The organism is Enterococcus sp. AZ063 (assembly GCF_051715045.1).
Taxonomy (GTDB): domain Bacteria; phylum Bacillota; class Bacilli; order Lactobacillales; family Enterococcaceae; genus Enterococcus_D; species Enterococcus_D casseliflavus.
This window is the reverse complement of record NZ_JBIOTA010000001.1, coordinates 2,193,768-2,217,435: the sequence shown is the minus strand read 5'-3', so window position 1 is coordinate 2,217,435 and position 23,668 is coordinate 2,193,768. Positions and strand designations below refer to the sequence as shown.

Genomic DNA, 23,668 nt, shown 5'->3' with positions numbered 1-23,668 from the left:
AACAAACTGAGAGGACGATATGCTATATGAATGATTCTATCAAAAAAATGCTGAGAATAACAGAGAAAGATTTGATGATTACAGAGGTCTCTTACGAGACCCTTCAGAAGAAAAAGACGTTGGTCGTCGATGCTGTTCTCTCGCCTACTCCTCGTGCTTGTAGAAGTTGTGGTTCTACTGTGGTAGATGGAAACGGGAAAGCAATTATAGTGAAAAATGGAAAAAAGGAAACGATTGTCCGTTTTGAACAATACAATCATATGCCTTTGGTTATGCGCCTAAAAAAGCAACGCTATACCTGTAAAAACTGTCGCACCCATTGGACGGCTCAAAGTTATTTTGTCCAACCCAGACATTCAATCGCAAATCATGTTAGATATAAAATTGCTTCTTTACTGACTGAAAAAGTATCTTTATCTTTTATTGCGAAAAGCTGTCAGGTATCTTTGACCACCGTTATTCGTACATTGAAAGAGTTTAAAAGCTATTTACCAAAGCAATCTAAGAAGATCCTCCCCAGAGTATTGATGGTTGACGAATTTCGTTCGCATGCTTCCATAGAAGATAAGATGAGCTTTATTTGCGCGGATGGCGAAACAGGAAAATTAATAGATGTTTTGCCTACGCGTAAATTACCTCGATTAACAAGCTATTTCTTAAAGTGTACCAATCCAGAAGAAGTAGAATTCTTGGTGACAGACATGAACGCCGCCTACTTCCAGCTCACCAAACGTGTTTTGCCAAATGCGAAAGTAGTGATTGATCGGTTTCATATTGTCAAACACATGAATCAAGCGTTCAATGAGTTGCGTATCCGTGAAATGAATGAACTTCGTAAAGCAGGACAGAAAAGCCAGGCAGAAAAACTGAAAAAGAACTGGCGCTTTTTGCTAAAAAATCGTGCAAACATCAACCATTATGAATACAAAACATGGAAAAGTTTCCGAGCACCAAAATACCCATTTCTTACTGAAGCAATGATGATTGATCGATTGCTTGAGTTTTCTACGCCCCTAAAGGAGGCGTATCCCTTTTTTCATGAATTAGTTGAAGCCTTTCGAGACAAAGACCCTGACTTATTTTTCTCCTTATTAGCAGAACTTCCCGAAACGTTGGATGACAGCTTTCGGGAAAAGCTTCAAAACCTTCTGACCTATGAAGAAGGCATCACCAACGCAATGATCTATCCTTATTCCAATGGAAAAATAGAAGCGAAGAATACCCACATAAAGACAATGAAACGAGTATCCTACGGATTTAAATCATTCGAGAACATGAGAATTAGAATCTTTTTGATCAATCAATTAATCAAAGTAAGATAACAAAAAATCTGAGCCAGAATGAGGTTCATTCTGACCCAGATTTGATTTTGCACAACTCATCAGTCCTTATTGACAAAGAGCCAGTTTTTTCGCTTTTTCTTAAAATAGACCGTTTAACGTATCGGAGAAAAGGCAGTCAGTCAAAAGACAGCAGATCCGATTTAGCGGCAAGTGTTAAACGCAAAAAATGAAAACCATCTGAATCCTCGATACGCAGACTTCCTTGATAGACAAGACAAATTTGTTCCAGCATTTGCACATCGGTATGGATCGCCTGTCGTTTTGCTTCATCAGTTTGCAGTTTTTCTGCCTCATCCTCTGTCAAAAGCGGCATTTGACAGTCGATATGTAGCTGTTCTTTTGTGTCAGTCACTTTCAACGAAAGCCTGCGATTTTGAGGATCTGTGACCGAACAGGTGTAGCGGATGGCGTACTCTAAGCAATGGGCGATCAAGGACAGACGATCATTTTCTTCCAATCGTTCCAGTGGTTCCGTGAGGTCATCGCAGGTAAGCGTGATTCTTTTTTGAGCGGCAGTGTGTTGATAATCAGCAAGCAGCATCGTCGTGATCGATTCTTTTTCAACCGCAGGGATCGTTAGCTGCTGCTTGATTTCTTCTTCAATCTCGCAAAGACCTTCATACGCAGCCGCTAGTTGTTCATCTTCTAACATGTCCTTAACGGTATGGGTTCTCTTTTTGATGGTTTGTAAAACTTGCTGCCATTGTGCCGTTTGATCTGGACCGATCGCTTGCTGATTTTCATATAATCGCACTTTGATGTCTGCCGTGTCGATCTGCTTATTTTTGCCTTCACTGGCAAAAAAGAGTTCGAGGAACCCATAACAAGTAAAAATAAGTATCAGTAAGAAAAAGATGATCGAGCGCCAATTGATGTCAGATTGCGGGAGGACTAAAATATCCTGGATATACAAGAACCCATGACCGATTGCCGCGACAACGATCCAAGGTGCACAAAGGACATAAAATTGATTCTTTTTTAACGCCTCATAAATCGCCGCAAACGAAGTCACAAAGGTGCTGGTGATATTTAATAAAAACAGATAGTTCATGACGACAGGCAAACTTTGTTTTTGAAAAAGTGCCAGAAACATGGCAAAGATCCCGAAGGAGTAGTGAACAAACAACCATTTCTGATAATACTTACGTACGAAGTGCATGTTTGTGTAGTAAAACCCAATCAAAAACATGGGCGTAATAATCGAAAGAAAATTTAACATAAATGAATTCACGATGGGAGAAAAAAGCAGTCCACCCAGCAGATCCCCGAAGCCGGCTTCTAAACCTGCACTTAAGGCAAAGCCACTGAATAAAATGGAAGATACTTTCAGCTTTCTTTGGTTGATAAAAGAAACGAAGAGATAAAATAAATTAAGGATACAAATAAATCCGGTAAATAAGAGGATATAGATATTCAAAATTGAAAGACTAAAAACATAACCGATCAATGCATTGGCAGGACCGAAAAAGACTTCGGCTGGAAAGCCAGAATAGGTGTCGAAAGGACTAGTCACGTAGATCTTCAACGTTTTTCCAACGTAATCCTCTGGCAATGTGATAAAAGATAAGGTTTTTCCGGGATGGTTGAAGGTCAATGAATGTTCGGCAGCTTCATTGGTATAAATTTCTTGATCATCCAAATAGACGGTCATGTGTTGATGATCGCCAATCAGTAGCATCGTTGGATATTTGTATTCATTGGTCATTTTTCGCTGCATGACAAATCGATCATTGGCTTTTACGCTAGGTAAATATTTCACATAACGGCTAATAAAAGTAGAATCAGGATTGTCTTCCGCATAAAAAATCCAATCTTCCTTCTTCTCCACGGTATGGTTATCAGAAGTAGGAGATAAGAAGAGTATAAGAAAAAAACCGATGCTTCCTAGCAAAAATAGAACGAGTAGGATAAAAGGAATCCAACGTTTTAAAAAGAACTTGTTATTTAAAAAAAGCATACTTTTTCTCCTATGTTTTTTAATCGCCTTTAGCATAATATAAATAGTAAAATAATGTCAAATAATAATCAGAAAAAATACGCATAAAAATTCAATGAATCGTTTTTAAATATTTGAAAAAAAATTAATTATGTTATAGAATCGAAAAAGAAACTGAGGCTTAGAAGGAGAAAAGAAAATGAAACTTTTGCCAAAACAAAGTATCATGCTCTCGCTTTTTGTACTGCTGTTTATGCTGATTTCTGTTTTAGCGGTCGTGATTCCTCATGCGTTTGGTTTCACAATGGCCATCGTTAACAGCGATGCAATGGAACCTACCTATTCCGAAGGGACATTGCTTTTTGTTAAAAAGGCTTCAGAAGACAATTTGGTCGTTGGCAATGAAGTGACCTATTATGTCGATCACGGCAGGCAGATGCGCACACGGCGAATCGTTGCAGTGGGAGAAAACCAATCGGTGCTTTATGCGATCGGTGATAACCAAAGCCAGATGGAACCAAAAGAAATCCAAAAAAGCCAATTGATTGGGCAACCAATTTTTTATATCCCTAAAGTAGGGGCTTGGCTCAATCAAACGACGATCCAGCTTTTTAAAAACATGTATTTCCTTTTCGCAATGTATATTTTAGTGACCACCTTGTTTGTAACGCTCTATCAAATCAAATCTGGATCCATAAAAAAATCAATCATCTCTTAGACATAAGGAGGAAAAAGCCAAAGAAACACTGCCGCTTCTTTGGCTTTTTCTCTTTTTCCCCTTCATAAGAGCAGTGTTCCAGCGAGGCCGATTATCAGACAAAAAGATAGAAAGAGCGTATCGGCGAAAGTGATGCGAAATGACTTGGCGTAGGTTCGCTTTGCCTCGCTGTCAAATCCTCTTGAAAGCATCGCAGTCGCCAAGAGCTCAGACCAACGAATCGATTTGACCAGTAAAGGGATCAGCATCTTGAATGAAAATGGATTGACAGGGATTCCTCTAGAACGCATGCTATTACGGATATTCTGATACTCGGCTGGAATGATGGGCGCAATTTGAAACGCAGCGAGCAGACCATAGGCAAAAACGGCGGGGAGTCGCAGCTGTTGCTGCATCGAATAAATCAGCTCATTGATCGTGGTCGATACACTGAAAGAACTGCCCAACATACCAAAGCAATAGATACGGCTTGCCATGTCAAGTCCATAGCGCATAGCTGCTGCTGAGGAGGAGCCACCTTGGTTGTCCTGGTAGTAAAGGAGTCCGGTGAAAAAGACCCCTACAGCTGCCAAGGTCAATGCAGAAACAAGCAAAAGGCTTTTTTTAAAAGTGCGTTCGTTTACAGTAACAACAAAGAACAGGACACAGAGTAGCAGATTCAATCTGAAATTATTTTGAAAAGAAACCAGTAAGGCGAGTCCTAAAATGGCGAATAACTTGACTGTCGGGTTGAGGGTGCGCATCTATGTCCTCCTTTTCATAATGATTAAAATCAATGATTTGTGAACAAAATGCTTCCAATAATAAGACATCGTGACTGACGATCAACACTAAGGTGCCACTTGCGGCTTTTTCGGCTAACAGCTGCATGACCTGCCAAGCTTGCTTGACATCTTGGCCATAGGTCGGTTCATCCACCAACAGTAATTTGACTGGTCGCTGCAATAAAGCTGCTACTGCCAAGCGTCTTTGCTGGCCTTGGCTGAGTAGAAAAGGGGACTGAGTGCTCTTGTTTTGCAGTCGCAATTTTTCCAGCAGTTTGTCACTCTCGGTCGCTGCACGTCCTTGGCTAAGCTCCTGTGCCACTGTAGCAGCCAAAAACTGGTCCTGCGGATTTTGCATGATCCAGCTGATGGACCGAAAAGGGGAGGGATGCTTCTTGATCGGATCCCCGCACAGGCGAATGGTTCCTGAGTACGCCTGCTGCTGCAAGATCGCTTTTAAAAAAGAAGATTTGCCGCTGCCGCTACGTCCGGTAAGCCCAATCATTGCCCCACTATCAAAGGTAAGATTCGGAAAAACAATCGCTTGGTTACGGATCGGCAGGCGAAAATCTTGAAAAGATAGCCGCTCTTTTGCAGAAAGTTTCTTAATCTCAACAGGCGGTAGTGACCTGCGCAGCTCCTGATCGAGTGTGCGCATCTTTTCTTGATCGACGGATCTGAACCCTTCTTCAATCAGCAGCCACTCAGCCACCCAGTCAGCAGTTTCTTTGATTTGATGGTCGATCAGTAAGATGCCAATGGCATGTTGCTTTTGGAGCTGTCGCAGTTTTCGAATGATTTTTTGACTTGTGTCAGCGTCCAAATTGGCAAATGGTTCATCCAAAAGCAAGTAGCGACTCTTTAAAATCAGACAACAAGCCAATGCTACTAACTGTTTCTCACCGCCAGACAAGGTCGTAAAGGGCTGATCGGCAAGATGGCTGATCTCGCAAAACGTCAAGGCTTCCGCTACTTTTTTTGGCATGTCGGCTTGGGGAATACATTGATTTTCAAGACAAAACAGTAGTTCTTCTCGAGGCGTGGCCATACAAAATTGCATATCTGGATTTTGAAACAGTAAGCTGATCGACGTGCTTCTTTCTCGAATGGAAAGCTGGTTTAGCGTTCGGTCATCAATCGTATAGGTTCCTTCTTCAAACCCTTTCTCGTTAAGCCCCGCTAAGAGGTGGAAAAGAGTGCTTTTTCCTGTTCCTGAAGCACCATAGATTCCTTTTGTTTCTCCGGGGGCTAAAGACAGTGTCAGATCAAGCCGTTTTTGATCCACGAAAAAGCAGCCGTTTTTCACGAGCAGGCTCATGCCGCTTCTCGTTTGGCGCTAATGGTTTGGTCTTCAGCAATCGGGTAACTGTTGAGAACGCCCATGCGTGTCAGATGGTCACAGACGATCTTGACCAAAAAGGCGGAAAAGAATAAAGAAGAAAGCAAGCGAATAATAAAAATCACCACCAACAACTGCCATTGCAAGTCAACGAAATTTGACCGAATGATCCCCCAAAGAAAACTCGTGATCGTGGCGCCAATGGCACCAGTGATCAAAGGGAACCAGCCATAGCGACGGTAGCCACCCAATGCAAAGCCAGCTTCTGTTCCAATCCCTTGTACAAACCCGCTGATAAAAATAATCGGTCCATAAAAATTCCCCATAAACACTTCTAAAAGTGCGGCGATCATCTCAGTGATCGTCGCTGCGCCCGGTTTACGCAGCACATAGCCAGCAAAAGCCGCTGCCATGAACCAAACCCCGAAAATAAACTCATTCGCTAAAACAGATAAACCAAAGGGGGTTAAAAGCGTACCTAACAACAGCCCAAAATGAACAGCGCCCAAATAGATCACGCCAAAAATCAACGAAGCGATCCCCACCATAATGACATCTTTTAAGACCCATTTAGTCATGCGACACCGCCTTGTCTTTGGAAGGACTGTTGACTGAGACCGTTGCTTCTAACACATAATGGGGGAGATGGTCATGGGCATACGCTAATGCCGCTTCAAAATACCCAAAGAGTTGGTTGGCCGTTCCCGTCAGCATCGTGACATAATGGGCGGAGCGAGGTGCCAGACCATAGGTTTCTGCCAGTTGGACGATGGTGGCGATTTCTTCCATATAATTGTTTTCCCCAAATACATAAAACGAATATTTGCAATCCACGTCAAACGTACCATTTACAAGATTGCTTGCTTTATTGGGTTGTGCCTGATCTCCATTCAAAAACGCGTCACCTGCAGAATCGCCAGGACAGCCCTTGGAAAAAGTAAACTCACCCACGAGGTGTGTCTTGGATTCGTAAGCGTTGATAAATAGCCCAGCTGCCGCATCAACAACACTTGGGGCTTCCCCTCGGAAAAGGGTGCTGAACAGATCGGTTTGCTGCCAAACAGCTGTTGTATCCGTCCGCTCAATGCTCGTTACGATTTGTTGCGCGAAGTGGTCTTTCATGGGGTACAAACTTACTCGGCACCCAGTGATATCGATCCCGCCTGCGGCACAGGCGATTGGTTCATTTGTCATTTTCTCTTCTCCTCTCGATGGTTTTTCTGTCTACAAAAAAAGCGTTCCTCCTTTTTCTATCCACACGTAGACAGAAAAAATGGGAACGCGAAAAATCATGCGCTGCCACTTCCCTACGTTGGTACTAACCAAATCAGGTTCTAAGGGACCAGACTTACGTCTATCTCAGCATAAAGCGCCCCTAGTGGATAATCTTCTATTCAATTACCCCTCGAGTGTAGCACAGGACCCAGCAAAGGACAATAAAAAGAGATGTTCGACGATTGAAAAAAAATCAGCAGAGCAGGTCTTTCAAGAAAATTTCTTCACTGATATCTGTGGTGGTACATATGAAGGTTTTTACATATAAAAAAACAGGTGAAAAAGCGGTTGACAGGTTGCAAATAGTTGTGTAAAGTATAAAACCGATGGTAAAACGTAAACGTTACGTTTTGTTTTTATAAATCGTAATTGATTTATCAGTATTTTACCAAGGGAAAGAAAAAGAGGAAAAATAAAAGGAGTGTAGTTAGAAAATGAAGAAGTTTTTTAAAATAACGATGTTATCAGCAGTAGCCCTCGCATTGGCTGCCTGTGGTCAAGGTGGTTCTGACGCTACGGAGCAGTCAGGAAACGCCTCTTCTGAGAATGAACAAATTCAGGTCATGGCCACGTTTTATCCGATGTATGATTTTACACGCCAAGTCGTAGGGGAGGAAGGGCAGGTCGAATTATTGATGCCCGCAGGCACTGATTCCCACGACTACGAACCTTCTGCAAAGGACATGGCAAAGATCCAAGATGCGGATGTCTTTGTCTACAACAATGAAAACATGGAAATGTGGGTTCCTTCGATTGAAGCTACATTAAATGATGGAGATGTGACAGTGGTCAAAGCCACAGAAGGAATGGTCTTACTTCCAGGAGACGAGGATCATGATCATGACCACGATCATGGCGATGATGGTCATTCCCATGAATTGGATCCCCATGTTTGGTTAGCACCAAGCTTAGCCATGAAACAAGTAGAGGCGATCCGTGACCAACTAAGTGAGGCGTATCCAGCGAAAGCGACAGCCTTTGCTGAAAATGCTGCGAATTATTTAGCGAAGTTACAAGAGCTTCATGCGTCTTATGAAGAAGCGTTTAGCAATCCAGCGCAAAATCACTTCGTGACCCAGCACGCAGCTTTTGGTTATTTGGCATTGGAATACGGGTTGACCCAAGTACCGATCTCTGGTCTTTCACCAAGCGAGGAACCTTCCGCTTCACGAATCGCAGAACTAAAAGAGTTCGTTCAAGAAACAGGTATCCAAACGATTTACTTTGAAGAAAATGCCAAAGACAGCATTGCACGAACGTTAGCTTCAGAAGCAGGTGTCGAACTGGCTGTCTTGAATCCATTAGAAGGGTTGACCCAAGAACAAATGGATAACGGGGAAGACTATATTTCGATCATGGAACAAAACCGTGATGCCTTGAGAAAAACGACCGATGTAGCAAATGACAAAGAAATAGCGGAAGCCGAAAAAGAAAAAACGGTTTATAACGGCTATTTCGAGGATGCAGATGTACAAGATCGTCCATTATCTGATTGGGCAGGAGAATGGCAATCCGTGTATCCATTTTTACAAGACGGAACATTAGACCAAGTGTTTGATTATAAAGCAAAAATGGACAAGAAAATGACGGCTGACGAATACAAAGAGTATTATACGACCGGTTATCAAACAGATGTTGCTCAGATCAAGATCACAGACAATACAATGACGTTTATCTTCGATGATGGCACAGAGAAAGAAGCCAATTATGTGTATACTGGCAAAGAGGTTTTGAACTATTCCGCTGGTAATCGTGGCGTACGTTTCTTGTTTGAAAGCACTGACGAAGATGCGGCATTCAAATACATTCAATTCAGCGACCATATGATCGCACCAAGTGCGTCCCATCATTTCCATATCTACTTCGGCAATGATAGTCATGAAGCCTTATTAGAAGAAATGGATCATTGGCCAACCTATTACCCAACTGGGATGAGTGGATTAGAAATTGCACAGGAAATGCTTTCCCATTAAAAAAAAAGATTGACAATCCTCGCTCTTTTCGTCAAAGTAAACTTGATAGGAAGGAGCGAGAATTTTTTTGGAAAAAACATTGAAGAAATTAGCGAAAGTGATTGACCGCATGATGGATCACGTTGATTTGTATGGCGGACCAAGTGTGGTTAGTGACGACGATCTTGAACACTACTTAGATCCTGTTTTTTACTTGATCTTTTGCGCGGAAACAGATGGTGGCATGACTAAATTAAAAGACAAAGTCTTTGTCGAATCGGTGTACACCGAAATGCTGCCTCAAGAAGTACCGTACAGTTTAAATTTTCTTCCGTTTGCCAAAACAGCCATTGAAGACTTTTATTACTGCATGTATAAAGAAAAGCATATCACCAAATCACAATACCAAGAAATCGCCTTTGTATTGGCTGAAAAACAACCTATCTTTTTCGCACGGATGTCCAAACCCCAGTTTTGGTCAGCTGAAAAGAAAGAAGCGATGTTAGCGATGATTCAAGACACCGATCCTGAAGAACATGAACTATTGCCTGTTGATGACCCGCGTATTGCTGCAATCTCGCCAAAAATCGTCCCATTTCCAACGAAACATACGGCCTTTGATGAAACGGCGAATACACCAGTCGCCTATCAGATCCGTATTGATTTAGAAGGATACCGTCCGCCAATTTGGCGTCGTTTGATCATTCCTGCAGGGCTGACCTATGAGCAGCTGCATATGTTGATTCAGATTGCCTTTGAGTGGATGAATCAACATTTGTACTTGTTTATTGCCGGTTCGAAATCGATCGGCTTAGGCAATTCCGTACCAACGGATGCTTCCGGTATTGACCAAGATTTTCAGTATTGCAAGTCCATGACCTACATTTATGATATGGGGGCAGATTGGACACATAAGATCAAAATTGAAAAAGTGTTGACCACAGAAGATCACCCAGATCCCGTCGTTCCAGTTTGTATCAAAGCTGTTGGCGATGTTCCAATTGAAGATGCCTTTGATGACGATTTCCGAGAACCACTGGATCGCGAGATCATCAATGAAGTGTTACTCGATTATTGGGAAACAGGAGAATATGTTTAGCGATCAGCTAGAAGACTGTATCGTAACTCTGCAAGACTATCAATGACAACCACCAGAACCGCTAGGGTCTGGTGGTTTTTTAGTCTTCTGTCAAAGACGCTTCTTGATATATTCTGTCATCGGTTTTGTGTAGCTCGAGAAGTTTTTGGGTTGAGACCCTCCATCATTGATCCGATTGGCTAGGAGATAACCGATATAAGGCCCGGTCGTTAACCCAGAAGAACCAAGTCCACTGGCGGCGAACAAATTCGTTTCATCAGGCACTTCCCCAAAGAACGGTGCAAAATCAGAAGTATAGGCACGCGTGCCAACGCGCATGGTCATAGGCGATGCAAAGAGTGCTTCGGGGTCTTTAAGAAAAGCACCGATTCCTGTCATTAATTGCTGCTGGGCTGCTTCCGTTGGTGTTAAATCCCAACCCGCATCGTTTTCATGGGTGGCTCCTAATAAAATTTGCCCATCAGAGAAGGGAATCAAGTCACCCTCGCCCTCTAGCATGGCGACCGGCCAACTGTTTGTCGGCAGGCTGGTGGCAAAAGAGAGCAACTGGCCTTTTTGCGGACGGATATCAACCTGATACCCTAAAGGTGATAACAAGTCTAGCAATCCCGGTCCAGCTGTCAGGCAAAGAATCTCCGCCTCAAGGAGTTGATTCTTTGTTTTGATTTGCCAATGGTTGTCGTTTCTGACGATCTCAGCTTTTTCTTCAATAAAAGCAACTTGCTGCTGCTGAGCCGTTGCTTTTAAGTGGGCAAGATAAGCTTGGCCATCTAAGCGACCACCGCCTGAAATCCGTAAAGAGGGCATTTCTTTAAGTAATGGCAATACCTCTTTGGTTTGTGGGCCCGTCAGTAAGTCGATTTCACCGATTTCTGGTGCCGCTTTACGTCGATTTTCAGCTAATTCTGCCAGTTCTTGAAGCGCCTTTTCTGGTCGCACCACCAAAGTGCCACAGGGGGCATAGATGGATTCATCCAAAGCAAAATCCCGCACCAATTGTGGAAAAAACGCGGCACCGTCTTGTGCTAACTGGTACCATTTTTTATTGCGGCGTTTGGAGAGCCAAGGGGAAATGATGCCAGCGCTAGCAGACGTTGCTTGCCCGATAAGGGAATCAATGACAGTCACGTCAAATTTGGTTTTATCAAGATAATTGGCGAGGGTCAAACCGATGATCCCACCGCCGATAATCACAACTTTTTTCATAGTAGAAGACTCCTTTGGTTGATTTCAATGAAAAGCGAATAAAAAGCGAAAGTTCTCTTAATGCCGTTTTCTTTGCGTACTTAATTGCGTATAATAAGGAAATGGAAAAGAGGGTATTATGCAAACTATTCAAACAGTCTTAAAAGAACATTTTGGCTATTCACAGTTTCGTGAAGGTCAAGAGACGATTATTCAATCTATTTTAACACAACAAAATGTTTTGGGGATCATGCCCACAGGTGGAGGGAAATCCATTTGTTATCAATTGCCAGCGCTTTTGCTGGATGGAGTGACCTTGGTCATCTCCCCTTTGATTTCATTAATGAAAGATCAAGTAGACAGCCTCGTTGATATGGGGATTCCAGCTGCCTACATCAATTCTTCCTTGACAGGAGCACAGATCAATCAACGCTTGCAAGAAGCTCGTCAAGGACGAATCAAGCTGCTGTACGTTTCTCCAGAACGTCTAGACTCAGAAGCTTTTCGCTATTCGCTGCGGCAGATGCCGATCGCTTTGTTAGCTGTTGATGAGGCCCACTGCATTTCCCAATGGGGGCATGATTTTCGCCCGAGCTATCTGCGGCTCGCCGAAACGATCGACAATTGGGAACAAAAGCCAACGATCGTAGCCCTTACCGCGACAGCTACGCCCAAAGTCGCTGAAGACATCGAAAACTTACTTTCGATTCCAGCTGAAAATCAAGTCAAGACCGGCTTTGCGCGGGAAAATTTGGCTTTTCAAGTCGTCAAGGATCAAAAAGATACCTACATAACGACGTATTTGAAAATGAACCAAGGACAATCAGGTATTATTTACGCCAGCACCCGCAAAGAAGTGGAACGAATCTATCACCTGTTGAAGCATGAACACGTGTCAGTCGGGTATTACCATGGCGGGCTTTCAGAAGAAGAGCGCTCCTTTTTTCAAGAAGAATTTCTCTATGACCGCCTACAAGTGATGGTAGCCACCAATGCATTTGGAATGGGAATCAACAAAAGCAACGTCCGCTTCGTGATCCATGCCCAGATACCAGGTAATTTGGAGTCTTATTATCAAGAAGCAGGGCGTGCTGGACGAGATGGGGAACCTAGTGATGCGATCTTGCTTTATGCTCCGCAAGACATGCAGATCCAGCAATTCTTTATCGATCAATCCGAATCAGACATTCTTTATCGCCAAAACGAATACTTGAAGTTGCGGGAGATGAGCCAATACGGACATACCCAACTGTGTTTGCAGCGCTATATTTTGCGTTATTTCGGAGAAGATGGACCCGATTGCGGTCGTTGCAGCAATTGCCTTGATGAAAGAGAACAAGTGGATATCACAGTGGATACACAAAAAGTGTTGTCATGTGTGAAACGAATGGGCGAACGCTTTGGGAAAGCCTTGGTGGGGAAAGTGCTAACTGGCTCTGGCGATCAAAAAGTCAAACAGTGGGGCTTTGAAAAGTTACCAACTTATGGATTAATGAAAGATTGGTCCCAAAAGGAAGTCAATCAGCTGATCGATTATTTAACAGCATCAGGGTATCTTTTGCCGTCTGAAGGGCAATACCCTTTGTTAAGTGTGACCAATGCGGGGATTGATGTGTTGCTTGGAAAAGCAAAAGTTTATAGAAAACAAACCAAAGTCAAACAGTTAGTGGTGGATGATGAGCTATTCGATCAACTGCGCACCTTACGATTGAATCTCGCACAAGAACAAAATTTGCCGCCATATGTGGTTTTTTCTGATAAAACACTGCGAGAGCTGGCAGAAGTCCAGCCAAAAACACCGATCGAGTTTTTACAGATCAAAGGAGTTGGCCAAAATAAGTTGGATAAGTATGGCGACGCCTTTTTAGCATTGCTTTCTGAATACGAAAAGACGGAAAGTGACTAAAACAGATCATTTTTCTAAGATAAGACAAAAAAGACAGCAGGAAGGGAGGAAACATCAGTGATTACGATTCGACCGGCAGTAGCTGCAGATCAAGCATTTTGGTTTTCTTTGGATACTCACTTACCAACGGAAGTCTTCGCCAAAAAGATAATGGAAAAAACTGCTTATGTTGTAGTTGCAGACGACCAGCCAGTAGGGTTGCTACGCTACAATTTTTTCTGGGACACGATTCCTTTTTGTACCATGTTAGTGATTGCAGAAGCGAATCAAGGCAAGGGACTCGGGAAACGGTTGGTTACTTATTGGGAACAACAGCAAAAAGCAGCTGGCCACGCTCTTTGCTTGACTTCCACACAAGTCGACGAGCAGGCACAGCATTTCTATCGCAAACTCGGTTACCAAGATGCCGGTGGGTTACTTTTGACAAGTCCTGGATTTGAACAGCCGATGGAATTGTTCCTTGTCAAACAGTTGTGAGGTTTCTGCCTGCTTATGGTACATTGATAGGAGAACAAAAAAATAGGAGCGTTTAACATGTCTTTTTTTGGAAAAATCGATTTCAATGAGTTATCAGAGACCGATCGTGCAATCTATCATTACATGTCCAGCCAAAGTGATAAAATTCCTTACATGCGTGTCCGGGAGATCGCGCTTGAATCCCACACTTCAGCTTCTTCGGTCATGCGCTTTATCCGTAAATTAGGGTACGAAAGCTTTACGGAGTTTCGTACCCAGTTTAAAGTCCCTGAATTAGATGCCGTTAGTTTTTATAGCAGCATGAATGTCCTGAATGCTGAACATTTTCCGCGAGATATTGAAGGAAAGATTCGTCGGATCGCAGAAAGAATGTTGGAATGCGACAACATCATTTTTTATGGCATCGGTGCCTCTGGTTCCATGTGTGAATACGCTGCCCGCCGTTTTGCTACGATTGGGTTCAATAGCTATGCATTAGTGGATAATACGTACCCCATTTTTGCTAAGCTGAAGCATACTTCGGATAATATGATCGTCGTCCTTTCCATCACGGGAACGACTACCGAGATCATTGAAGTCGTCAATGGGTTTCGTAACAATCCAGACTTCACCACGGTAGCGATCACCAGTGATGCCAATAGCACTCTGGGACGAATGTCCGATTATGTCTTGGACTATTCAGTTGATGTAAAACGCATCAACAAGTATGAAGATTTGACGACGCAAATTCCTTGTCTTTTCTTAGTGGAAGCGTTATCGGAGACGGTTCGTCAGTTTTCTTTATCCGCAGGGGAATGAGAAACGTTTTTCCTTTAATAAATGAAAAAACAAACTGGTTCAATGGATCAAGATGCTTTTCTCTTGATGACTTTTGGACCAGTTTGTTTTTTTGCATTTTAGCAAGCTAATTAAGGTTCAGTCTTGTTTAAAGAAAATGAGAGGGGCGCCTGACATGAAGCGTTGATTCAAGGTGTCGAAGATTACGGGAATAACGTAATCTAAAATCATTGAGCTTTTTGTTGAATAAAGAGAGATGGCAAGTTTCTAAAATAGTTGCAACAATAACATATGAATGAAACGTATGTTTTTTAAACTTCATGCAGGATATTCATCGATCGAGGAATATCGTGAATTTTAATCTAAGTAGAACATCGATATAATTAGTATGACATGTTTGAAAACCATCGTTTTCGGAATGAACAACTCACAAGGAGGAGGGAGAATGGATATCAACGGTGCATCTATTAGAGGAAGAGCTTTGAAAGTATGTTTGGTCTTATTGTTCGCTTTCGGATTTACAAGAACGAGTTTTGGCGATGAGAGACGATCAACGGAAACGGAAGGGACTGTGGGGTTTACTGGGATTTATAAGCCTGTGGATCAACCAGAACCATCTCCGCCAACCGGTCCTGTTCCGCGTCCACCGCAAGACACGGGTAAACCCGGCGGGCAGCTGCCCCAGACAAACTTCATTCAACGGTTGGATTGGGTGATTTTGGGAAGTATCTTGCTGATCACCGCACTTAACATATACGTAGTAAAACAACTTATCAAAAAAGGGAAATCAACATCCCTTAAGTGGGACTAGATCCCATGGGAAAAATAAGAGAAATGACATTTAGGAGTGAATGCGATGAACTCATTTTTTCGCAAAAAAAATAAGTGGTTGCTGGTTCTATTTGCCTTACTCCCACTGATTACAACATTAACCATCATGAATGCCGAGACGATTTTTTCGTGGACACCAGAGGAAGAACACGAGGAGAAGGCCGACGATGAAGTGAGTGGAAAAATCTCCTTTGCGGAGGAATTGATCCAAGGCGAGGTCGAGCACATAATAGATTTTATTTTCTACTCAGAAGTTGCCCTCGAAACGGTGGACATCGCGTTGCCTCAGGAAGTAAGCATTGATCAGGAAGCTTTGAACGATGAACTAACGGTGGTAGCAACAGACCACGAAGGTGTGTGGCAGCTGAACAGCGAGACCCCACAAACGACTTTTGTCTTACCGATTCTTGTGGATACGATCGGAGAATATGAGATCATCGTTGCCGAGACTGCTACGCAGCGCCTGCTGATCTTAGATCATACGGATGCCGAAGACACTGATTCGACGGAAGAAGAGAATGACTCTGCGGAAGCAGATCAGGCTGCGGATGCGGAAGCGAGAGAGCCAGAAGTAGATGATAGAAGTGGACAGATGGTCGAAGTGACAATTAACAAAAGCAATTTTAGAGAACACTTTGATGTCCAAGGCACTGCTACTTACAATGATGAAACAGGGCTATTAGTACTAACAGAAGATATATCTGGGTCAGTCGGTTATGTTACCTTAAAAGACAGAATTAGTCTGGATCAGCCATTTACGCTTAAAGGTAAAGCCAATATTGGGTCTAAACCACTTGGTGCTGACGGTATGGCATTTGGCTTTCACAATTCTGAGACCAATAGAATAGGTTATGAGGGCAATGCGTTTGGAATCGGAGGTTTGAGGGATGCTTTTGCTTTTAAACTAGACAATAACTATAATGCTACTCGAGGTTTTTTTGACCAGAATAGGTTTATCGTTGAAAGAGACCCTATAGCTGTCAGAGAGGCGCCCTTTGCTGGCTTTATCTATCATAGTACACCATTATTACTGGAAACATATATGGAAGATGATGCTCCAGCAGAAAGAACGGGTGCTAGAAATGGAGCAGATGACCCGATCCTAATTGAATATCAGCCAAATAATGAAGGTCGCTGGTTTAAAGTTACTTATAGAGATATGATTTGGGAACGTGACATCAGTGATTGGCAGCCATCGGATATTTCTGCAATGGCATTTATTATATCCGGTAGTACTGGTGCGAGAAGTGATCGCCATACCTTTTATTTTGAAGAGATGAATTATTACATTGGTACCGGAACCGTCCATGTGAATTATCGAGATCGAGAGACAGGGGAGGATATTCTACCAACTGAAACATTAGAACTACCATTACGTTTCCTTCATACCCTTGACCCCAAGAACCGAGAGAGCGATGAACCCTATCAGTTAGGGTATGACTATTATGGGGTTGAGTTTGACACAGAACACTTTGACCCAGGTACATTTGATATTATGCCGCAGCCTTTCCATCAGAATGTGACTTTTTTATTTGATCGCGTGCCATCGAACATCAAGATCAATCACATAGATGAAGAAGGGGTAACACTGAGGGAACCAACCTATCAAGGAGAATTCGTAAATGAATCGGTCGATATCCTTCCTGAGGAGATTCCTTATTACCAATATCTTTACGAGCGGGACGGTCAGCCGCTGGAAACAAGAGTCACCCGAGATGAACAAGAATACTGGCTGGTTTATGGTTTGGAAAGTACTCCGCAACCAGTAGACCCTCTTGATCCGGATACGCAAGTAAATCCTGAGAATCCGCCTGAGATTGATGCAGAACAAGGGTTTGTCAGCTTGGATTTTGTTTCCCAATTCCAGTTTGGGACAGTTGGCATTCGGTCAGAAACGACGACCTACGATGCCCTGCCGCAGAAACTCCTTCAGCCGGCTGATCCAAATGATAATCTACGCCCTAATTATGTGCAGGTTTCAGATCGGAGGCGGGAAAATTCCGGTTGGACCCTCCGTGCAACCTTACGAGAGCCTTTTGAAAGTGATGAAGGGCATCAACTGACTGGTGCTAGAATTTTATTAGACAATATCGATGTAGTAACGACTCGAGAAAACGTGTCTGAGCCACCTACTCACAAACAGCAAGCAGCACTGACTGTTGGAAATGCGGAGATAATCGCACAAGCAGGTGCCAACCAAGGCAGAGGCACTTGGGTCCAGCGCTTTGGCGATCGAGACACAATGGATCAAAGTGTCAAACTTGAGGTGCCAATTAGTGCGACTCCTCAAGCCACGAGATATTCAGCAACCATTCTTTGGGAACTATCATTTGTTCCTTAACAATAAACAAAAAGAAGCTGCAGCGAATTGCAGCTTCTTTTTTTGCTCAAAGGACTAGAGGTACTATTAGCTATTGGTTTTTCTTGGATAACTAAAAGATTATATTCTTCCTTGTCTTACATCGACTCTTAGCCAAAAGATAATTCGCGTCATTTTTTCAGGGAGAGCTTGATCAACATTGATAATGCATTTTTTTATGTACTTTGTCATGGATGAAACACGTTCCAATCTTTGAAACGCATTGAATTGAAAACGTTTGCTATTCTATTAGTAACAAATGTTTCCTATAATGAACCTACAAATCAACTACAAAGGAGTTTCCTCAATGAAAGAAAAAGTGATGGATGCGATGCAGAAATTCTCCAAGGCAATGTTTGTGCCTGTTTTGATTTTGCCGATCGCAGGGATATTGATTGCCGTTGGGAATGTGTTTACAAATGTACGCTTGCTTGAGCAGTTTCCTTTTTTGGATAATCCGATAACCACCGGTTTTGGTAGTATCTTATCCGCTTCCTTATTACCGATTTTAACCAATTTAGGCATTATTTTTTGTGTTGGGATCGCTCTAGGGCTAGCCAATAAGAAAAAGGCTGAAGCGGGATTTACCGCGTTGTTAGGATATTTCGTCTTCTTAAATGCCATGAACAAATTCATGGAGCTTCGGGGGATGTTGGTTCCAGCCGATGCGCTTCAAGGTTCAGGGCAAGCGATCGTTTTAGGGATCCAAGTGCTGGATATGGGAGTCTTTCTTGGCATTATTTTAGGGATCGTCGTGGCATTGGTCCATAATCGTTTTATCGATACGACCTTTAACAACGCCTTTCAAGTTTATGGCGGCGCGCGCTTCGTCTTTATTGTCTTGATTCCGGTCGTCGTGTTATTAGCCATCGTTTCCACGTTTATATGGCCAGTAATACAAACTGGCATCGACGGTTTAGGCGGCATCATTCAACAAACGGGCAACTTTGGTATCTTCTTGTATGGTACGCTAGAACGCTTATTGATTCCAACTGGCTTGCATCACTTGATCTACACGCCGTTTTTGTATACTTCATTAGGCGGTGTCGCAGAAGTCGGTGGCCAAGTCTTTGAAGGGGCACGGAATATTTATTTTGCGGAAATTGCTGACCCAGCAGTCCGCGTATTATCGCAAAGTGTCATTTGGGACGCTCGTGGGATCTCAAAAATGTTTGGACTGATCGGTGCCTGTTTGGCGATGTATCAAACGGCAAAACCAGAAAATCAAGTCAAAGTCAAAGCCATTTTGATTCCAGCAGTTGTGACTTCCTTTATTGCAGGTGTGACTGAACCAATCGAATTTTCTTTTATGTTCGTGGCACCTGTTTTGTTCGTCATACATTCTGCACTTAGCGGCTTGAGCATGGTGGCGTTAAATCTCTTTGGTTCTCGCGCCATCGGACCGAATGGCTTCATCGACTTTCTTTTGTACAACTTGCCCTTAGGGATCGAGAAAACTCGCTGGCCAGTGTACTTGATCGTCGGGGTCGTCTTCTTCTTTCTTTATTACTTCTTGTTCCGCTTTTTGATCACGAAACTGAATTTGAAAACGGTCGGGCGTGAAGAAGAAGGGGCAGAGACCAAACTGTACTCGAAGAAAGAGTACAAAGAAAAACAACTTGCTGGAGCAGGTGTCGGGGTCATGGCGAGAGACCAAGCCGCCCCTAGTCCAACTAGTGAAACAAGTATCTCAGCAATCATCACCAAAGCGCTAGGTGGCGATGACAATATCAAAACCATCGACAATTGCTATACCCGCTTACGTTTAAAACTAAAGGATCCTGAACTCGTGGATGAAGCACTGCTAAAAGACGAAACACAAGCCAAAGGCGTGATCAAAAACGGTGAAAATGTCCATGTCGTTTACGGGTTGACCGTGCCGAAAGTGCGGGAAGAATTAGAAAATTATCTGGGAAGAGAAGGAGAGATTGAATGATGAAAAATTTTTCAGTAGTGATCGCAGGGGGCGGCAGTACTTTTACCCCGGGAATCGTTATGATGCTGCTTGACAATCAAGAACGCTTTCCTTTAAGAAAGCTGAAACTATACGACAATGATGAAGCACGCCAAGCAATCCTTGGTGAAGCCCTAGCGATTTTATTAAAAGAACAAGCACCGCAAATCGAATTTTCATTTACGACGGATCCTGAAGAAGCCTTCAGCGATGTCGATTTCTGTATGGCGCATATCCGAGTAGGAAAGTATGACATGCGGGAAAAAGATGAAAAAGTTCCCTTGCGTCATGGCGTCTTTGGCCAAGAAACCTGTGGACCAGGAGGGATCGCTTACGGGATGCGCAGCATCACTGGTATGCTGGAGATCATTGATTACATGGAAAAATATTCCCCCGATTGTTGGATGCTGAATTATTCCAATCCGGCTGCAATCGTAGCTGAAGCATGTCGGGTCTTGCGTCCGAAATCAAAGGTTCTGAATATCTGTGACATGCCCGTAGGCACGTTGCGTCGCATGTCGCAAATCATTGGCAAACAGCCAGAGGAACTAGAAGTTCGCTACTTTGGCTTGAATCATTTTGGCTGGTGGACCAGCGTCAAAGACAAAGAAGGCACGGAGTACATTCAAACCATTCGTGACTACGTTGCAGAACACGGCTATTTGACGCAGATCGAAGTGGATACCCAACATACTGATCCAAGTTGGCAAGACACCCATAAAAAAGCCAAAGACCTCTTGGCGCTCACACCAGAATATCTGCCAAATACGTACTTGAAGTATTATTTATACCCAGATTACGTCTACGAACACATGAAAGAACATCCAGAGTATACGCGTTCCAATGAAGTGATGGAAGGGCGGGAAAAACGAGTGTTCGATCATGCCAAAAAGATCACTGCCCAAGGATCTGCTGAAGGGATCGCTTTCGAGATTGATGCCCATGCAACCTTTATCGTTGATTTGGCACGCGCCATCGCTTTTAATACGCATGAGCGAATGGTCATGATTGTGGAAAACAACGGCGCGATTGCGAATTTCCCGGATGATGCCATGGTGGAAGTGCCATGTATCGTCGGTTCTGATGGACCAGAAGCCCTCGCTCAAGGAAAAATTCCTGCCTTCCAACAAGCGCTCATGTTCCAACAGGTGACTGTGGAAAAATTAGTGGTCGAAGCATATGTGGAAAAGAGCTATCAAAAAATGTGGCAAGCGTTAAGCCTTTCCAAAACGATTCCTAGCGCAAAAGTAGCCAAAGAGTTACTCGATGATTTGGTCTCGGAAAATGGTGATTACTGGCCAGGATTGTCTTGATTTGTTTCACATTTGCGAAACATTCGCTGATTGGATAACTGAAAGAGGAAGATTCTCCAAGAATCTTTCTCTTTTTTGATTTTTGTTGTGGAAGGATAATTCTCTGAAGAAAATCACCACGAAACGTCTTATCAACAAAACGATCAGACAGGTATACTAGAATATGCCACTAACTATGGTAGAATAAAGCTAATTGAATCAGATGAGAGGGAGCAATGCGATGTTTTTAGGGATTGATATCGGCACGACAGCCATAAAATTTGGGGTCATTGAAGATCGGAAAATCATTTACTCACAGTCATTACCAATCAAAACCCATAGCCACGGGTTAAAACAGACCCAATCAGCGACCCAGATCAGTAGCCAATTGATCAGTGGTGTCACAACGATTCCCGCTCAATTAAAAGCGGCAATCACAGTGATCGGGTTCAGTACCGCCATGCACAGCTTGATGCCAGTGGCTGGTGAAACAGCAGAAGAGATTTACATTTGGTCAGACAATCAAGCGAGTCAAACGATGACGGCCTTTCGTCAAACGGATCTGGCGGCAACGTTTTATGAAGAGACAGGGACACCGATCCATGCGATGTCTCCCTTTGCGAAACTGGCTTATTTTCAAACGAATGGTTCATATTCCAAAGAGACGAAATGGTTTGGCTTAAAAGAACTAGCAATGGCGTTGTTTACCGGACAAGCACGGATCGATTACAGTACCGCATCAGCGACCGGTCTTTTTTCTTTGAAAGAAAAGCAATGGAGTCAAAAGATTCTTAATTATTTATCCCTTTCAAAAGCCCAGTTAGCGCCTTTATGTGCACCGACTGATCGTTTTTTGATTACCGAGGAGATGGCGCAGCGGTGTGGCTTGAAGCCTGAGGTAGAAGTGATGTGTGGGGCTAGCGATGGATGTTTAGCAGCATATGCTGGCTATATTTCTACAGGGATCCGCAATAGCTTGACGATCGGAACCAGTGCGGCGGTTCGTAAAGTAAGTGAGACCACCGTCTTTGATCGCCAAAAACAAAATTTTTGCTACTATCTGCAAGATGACCTCTATGTCGTAGGGGCACCTTCAAACAATGGTGGATGTGTCCTTGCTTGGGCAAAAGAGACCTTATCAGAAGATCCTGATGCGTTTTATCATTATCTGCCTCAAGTCATGGAGGAGTCGCCGATCGGCAGTAACGGCTTACGTTTTTTCCCCTATTTAAACGGGGAGCGGGCACCCTTTTGGACAAATGAGATCACAGGCGGCTTTTCTGGCTTGACCCTGAAACACAATCGCTCAGACATCTTGCGGGCAGTCATCGAAGGCATGCTAATGAACATCGATTTATTAAAGCAAATGGCGCAGTTGGAAGGGGCAGTCACTGTAAGTGGTGGTTTCTTTCAAACAAAACTTTTAGGTCAAATGACCGCGGATGTGTTGGGGCTGACCTGCTATCTTTCCGATGAAAACGAACCGATATTCGGCTTGTATGATTTATACAAAAGCTCTGTTGTGCGGCAAGATCAGCCAGATGAAAAATTTGTTCCTGATCCGCAGAACCAAGCGCTCTATCAAGAATTGACAAAAACCTATTTTCAAGCATAAGCAATAACCAGCAATCCACTAGGGTTGCTGGTTTTCTTTTTCAACATGGGTAAAAGCGTCGACGATATATTCCATCAATAAGAGCAGTTTACCAAAGAAGCTAGTGTACTGGATGTTTTGGGTGTCGTAGGGACGTTCATCGGTCACTTCAAAGGAAAAGGTCGCTAGTTGATTGGCGCGATGATCACCGTTCCCGCAAAATAAAACAGTTGGTATGTGATGCTCATTGGCTAATGCCATCTTCTCCAGCACTTTTTGTGTTTCGCCAGATTTAGAGATGGTGATCAGCATACTGATGTTCTCGATGTTGTTACTAATGATCCCACCTGAGTCAGAAGCACTGACTAATAAGGTTTTGATGCCGTTGACAAGCATTTTTTTGTGGAGGTATTCTGCCACGATCCCAGAAAAACCTGTTGCATAAATCGTAATAAACTTGTCCTTATTTCGTCCATAGATTTCTTTGATCGCGTCGATCGTATCTGCAATACTGGCAGCGTCAATTTGGTAATCGATGGCGGCTTCAGTGATCGTCTGATTTTTCAAGCGATTCTTTAAGAAGTAAAGTAGCTCTAGATAGCCAGAAAAACCTAATTTTTGCGCAAGCCGCACGATGGTTGCTGGGGAAGTGTAGATCGCTTTAGCGATTTCTCTTAAGGGCAGTCCATCGATCGCAGCGGTATTTGCGAGCAAATAATCAAGAATTTGCAGCTCATTGTCAGTCAATTTTTTTCCTTTGATCAATACATTTAAGTCCATTGTTCGGCACTCCTTTGTCTTGTCTTCATCATACAATGAATAACGACAGAAAGTAAAATGGGAATCGCGTCATGCTGATATAGAGGA

The 23,668-nt window shown here is 43.2% G+C and carries 19 protein-coding genes and 1 riboswitch; of the genes, 12 read left to right on the top strand and 7 right to left on the bottom strand.

Features of this window, described 5'->3' with window-relative positions:
* Positions 1-26: 26 nt before the first annotated feature.
* Positions 27-1,322: an ISL3-like element ISEfa11 family transposase gene (locus IGK61_RS10220; RefSeq protein WP_271822259.1), complete on the top strand. Its 1,296-nt coding sequence runs from the start codon at positions 27-29 to the stop codon at positions 1,320-1,322.
* 136 nt (positions 1,323-1,458) lie between these two features.
* Here IGK61_RS10220 and IGK61_RS10215 read toward each other — a convergent pair whose 3' ends face one another.
* The gene (locus IGK61_RS10215; RefSeq protein ID WP_438844823.1) at positions 1,459-3,300 is read right to left on the bottom strand and encodes a hypothetical protein; all 1,842 of its coding nucleotides are present in this window, start codon (positions 3,298-3,300) and stop codon (positions 1,459-1,461) included.
* 178 nt (positions 3,301-3,478) lie between these two features.
* Here IGK61_RS10215 and IGK61_RS10210 point away from each other — a divergent pair, with 178 nt between their 5' ends.
* Complete coding sequence (locus IGK61_RS10210; protein ID WP_010749528.1) at positions 3,479-3,997, top strand: S24/S26 family peptidase; 519 nt, start codon at positions 3,479-3,481, stop codon at positions 3,995-3,997.
* 62 nt (positions 3,998-4,059) lie between these two features.
* On the opposite strand, the gene IGK61_RS10205 is transcribed toward IGK61_RS10210, so the two are convergent.
* The 4 genes from IGK61_RS10205 to IGK61_RS10190 are packed head-to-tail and all read right to left on the bottom strand — an operon-like array spanning position 4,060 to position 7,294.
* On the bottom strand, positions 4,060-4,740 hold the full coding sequence (locus tag IGK61_RS10205) for an energy-coupling factor transporter transmembrane component T (protein WP_074535185.1): 681 nt from the start codon (positions 4,738-4,740) through the stop codon (positions 4,060-4,062).
* Positions 4,667-6,079: an ABC transporter ATP-binding protein gene (locus IGK61_RS10200; RefSeq protein ID WP_005229873.1), complete on the bottom strand. Its 1,413-nt coding sequence runs from the start codon at positions 6,077-6,079 to the stop codon at positions 4,667-4,669. The genes IGK61_RS10205 and IGK61_RS10200 overlap by 74 nt, the downstream gene beginning before the upstream one ends.
* Positions 6,076-6,678, bottom strand: a complete 603-nt coding sequence (locus IGK61_RS10195; protein ID WP_010749530.1) for an ECF transporter S component — start codon at positions 6,676-6,678, stop codon at positions 6,076-6,078. Before IGK61_RS10195 ends, IGK61_RS10200 begins: the two co-directional genes overlap by 4 nt.
* Positions 6,671-7,294, bottom strand: a complete 624-nt coding sequence (locus tag IGK61_RS10190) for a YkoF family thiamine/hydroxymethylpyrimidine-binding protein (protein WP_074535186.1) — start codon at positions 7,292-7,294, stop codon at positions 6,671-6,673. Before IGK61_RS10190 ends, IGK61_RS10195 begins: the two co-directional genes overlap by 8 nt.
* 93 nt (positions 7,295-7,387) lie before the next feature.
* Positions 7,388-7,487, bottom strand: a riboswitch (TPP riboswitch).
* A gap of 322 nt (positions 7,488-7,809) precedes the next feature.
* Here IGK61_RS10190 and IGK61_RS10185 point away from each other — a divergent pair.
* Both IGK61_RS10185 and IGK61_RS10180 read left to right on the top strand, forming a co-directional pair.
* Positions 7,810-9,348: a zinc ABC transporter substrate-binding protein AdcA gene (locus IGK61_RS10185; protein WP_074535187.1), complete on the top strand. Its 1,539-nt coding sequence runs from the start codon at positions 7,810-7,812 to the stop codon at positions 9,346-9,348.
* 67 nt (positions 9,349-9,415) lie between these two features.
* Positions 9,416-10,426 carry a plasmid pRiA4b ORF-3 family protein gene (locus tag IGK61_RS10180; RefSeq protein WP_074535188.1) on the top strand — a complete coding sequence of 337 codons (1,011 nt, stop codon included), beginning with the start codon at positions 9,416-9,418 and terminating at the stop codon, positions 10,424-10,426.
* 90 nt (positions 10,427-10,516) lie between these two features.
* Here the strand turns inward: IGK61_RS10180 and IGK61_RS10175 are convergent, their stop codons facing one another.
* Positions 10,517-11,632 (bottom strand): NAD(P)/FAD-dependent oxidoreductase, encoded by a 1,116-nt coding sequence (locus tag IGK61_RS10175; RefSeq protein WP_074535189.1) that lies wholly within the window; start codon positions 11,630-11,632, stop codon positions 10,517-10,519.
* A 118-nt stretch (positions 11,633-11,750) separates the two neighbouring features.
* Here IGK61_RS10175 and recQ point away from each other — a divergent pair, with 118 nt between their 5' ends.
* From recQ to IGK61_RS10135, 8 genes are all read left to right on the top strand, one after another.
* Entirely contained in the window at positions 11,751-13,517 is a 1,767-nt protein-coding gene (recQ, locus tag IGK61_RS10170) for a DNA helicase RecQ (protein ID WP_010749536.1), read from the top strand.
* 57 nt (positions 13,518-13,574) lie between these two features.
* Positions 13,575-13,994 (top strand): GNAT family N-acetyltransferase, encoded by a 420-nt coding sequence (locus IGK61_RS10165; protein WP_074535190.1) that lies wholly within the window; start codon positions 13,575-13,577, stop codon positions 13,992-13,994.
* A 57-nt stretch (positions 13,995-14,051) separates the two neighbouring features.
* Complete coding sequence (locus IGK61_RS10160) at positions 14,052-14,792, top strand: MurR/RpiR family transcriptional regulator (RefSeq protein ID WP_074535191.1); 741 nt, start codon at positions 14,052-14,054, stop codon at positions 14,790-14,792.
* Between the two features lie 424 nt (positions 14,793-15,216).
* Positions 15,217-15,582: a hypothetical protein gene (locus tag IGK61_RS10155; RefSeq protein ID WP_074535192.1), complete on the top strand. Its 366-nt coding sequence runs from the start codon at positions 15,217-15,219 to the stop codon at positions 15,580-15,582.
* 45 nt (positions 15,583-15,627) lie between these two features.
* The gene (locus IGK61_RS10150; protein ID WP_074535193.1) at positions 15,628-17,943 is read left to right on the top strand and encodes a lectin-like domain-containing protein; all 2,316 of its coding nucleotides are present in this window, start codon (positions 15,628-15,630) and stop codon (positions 17,941-17,943) included.
* A 325-nt stretch (positions 17,944-18,268) separates the two neighbouring features.
* Complete coding sequence (locus IGK61_RS10145) at positions 18,269-19,897, top strand: PTS transporter subunit EIIC (RefSeq protein WP_074535194.1); 1,629 nt, start codon at positions 18,269-18,271, stop codon at positions 19,895-19,897.
* Positions 19,897-21,228 (top strand): 6-phospho-alpha-glucosidase, encoded by a 1,332-nt coding sequence (locus IGK61_RS10140; protein WP_034858513.1) that lies wholly within the window; start codon positions 19,897-19,899, stop codon positions 21,226-21,228. The genes IGK61_RS10145 and IGK61_RS10140 overlap by 1 nt, the downstream gene beginning before the upstream one ends.
* Before the next feature lie 220 nt (positions 21,229-21,448).
* Positions 21,449-22,822 carry a gluconokinase gene (locus tag IGK61_RS10135; protein ID WP_254777433.1) on the top strand — a complete coding sequence of 458 codons (1,374 nt, stop codon included), beginning with the start codon at positions 21,449-21,451 and terminating at the stop codon, positions 22,820-22,822.
* Between the two features lie 18 nt (positions 22,823-22,840).
* Here the strand turns inward: IGK61_RS10135 and IGK61_RS10130 are convergent, their stop codons facing one another.
* Complete coding sequence (locus IGK61_RS10130) at positions 22,841-23,581, bottom strand: MurR/RpiR family transcriptional regulator (protein ID WP_060792114.1); 741 nt, start codon at positions 23,579-23,581, stop codon at positions 22,841-22,843.
* Positions 23,582-23,668: the final 87 nt, after the last annotated feature.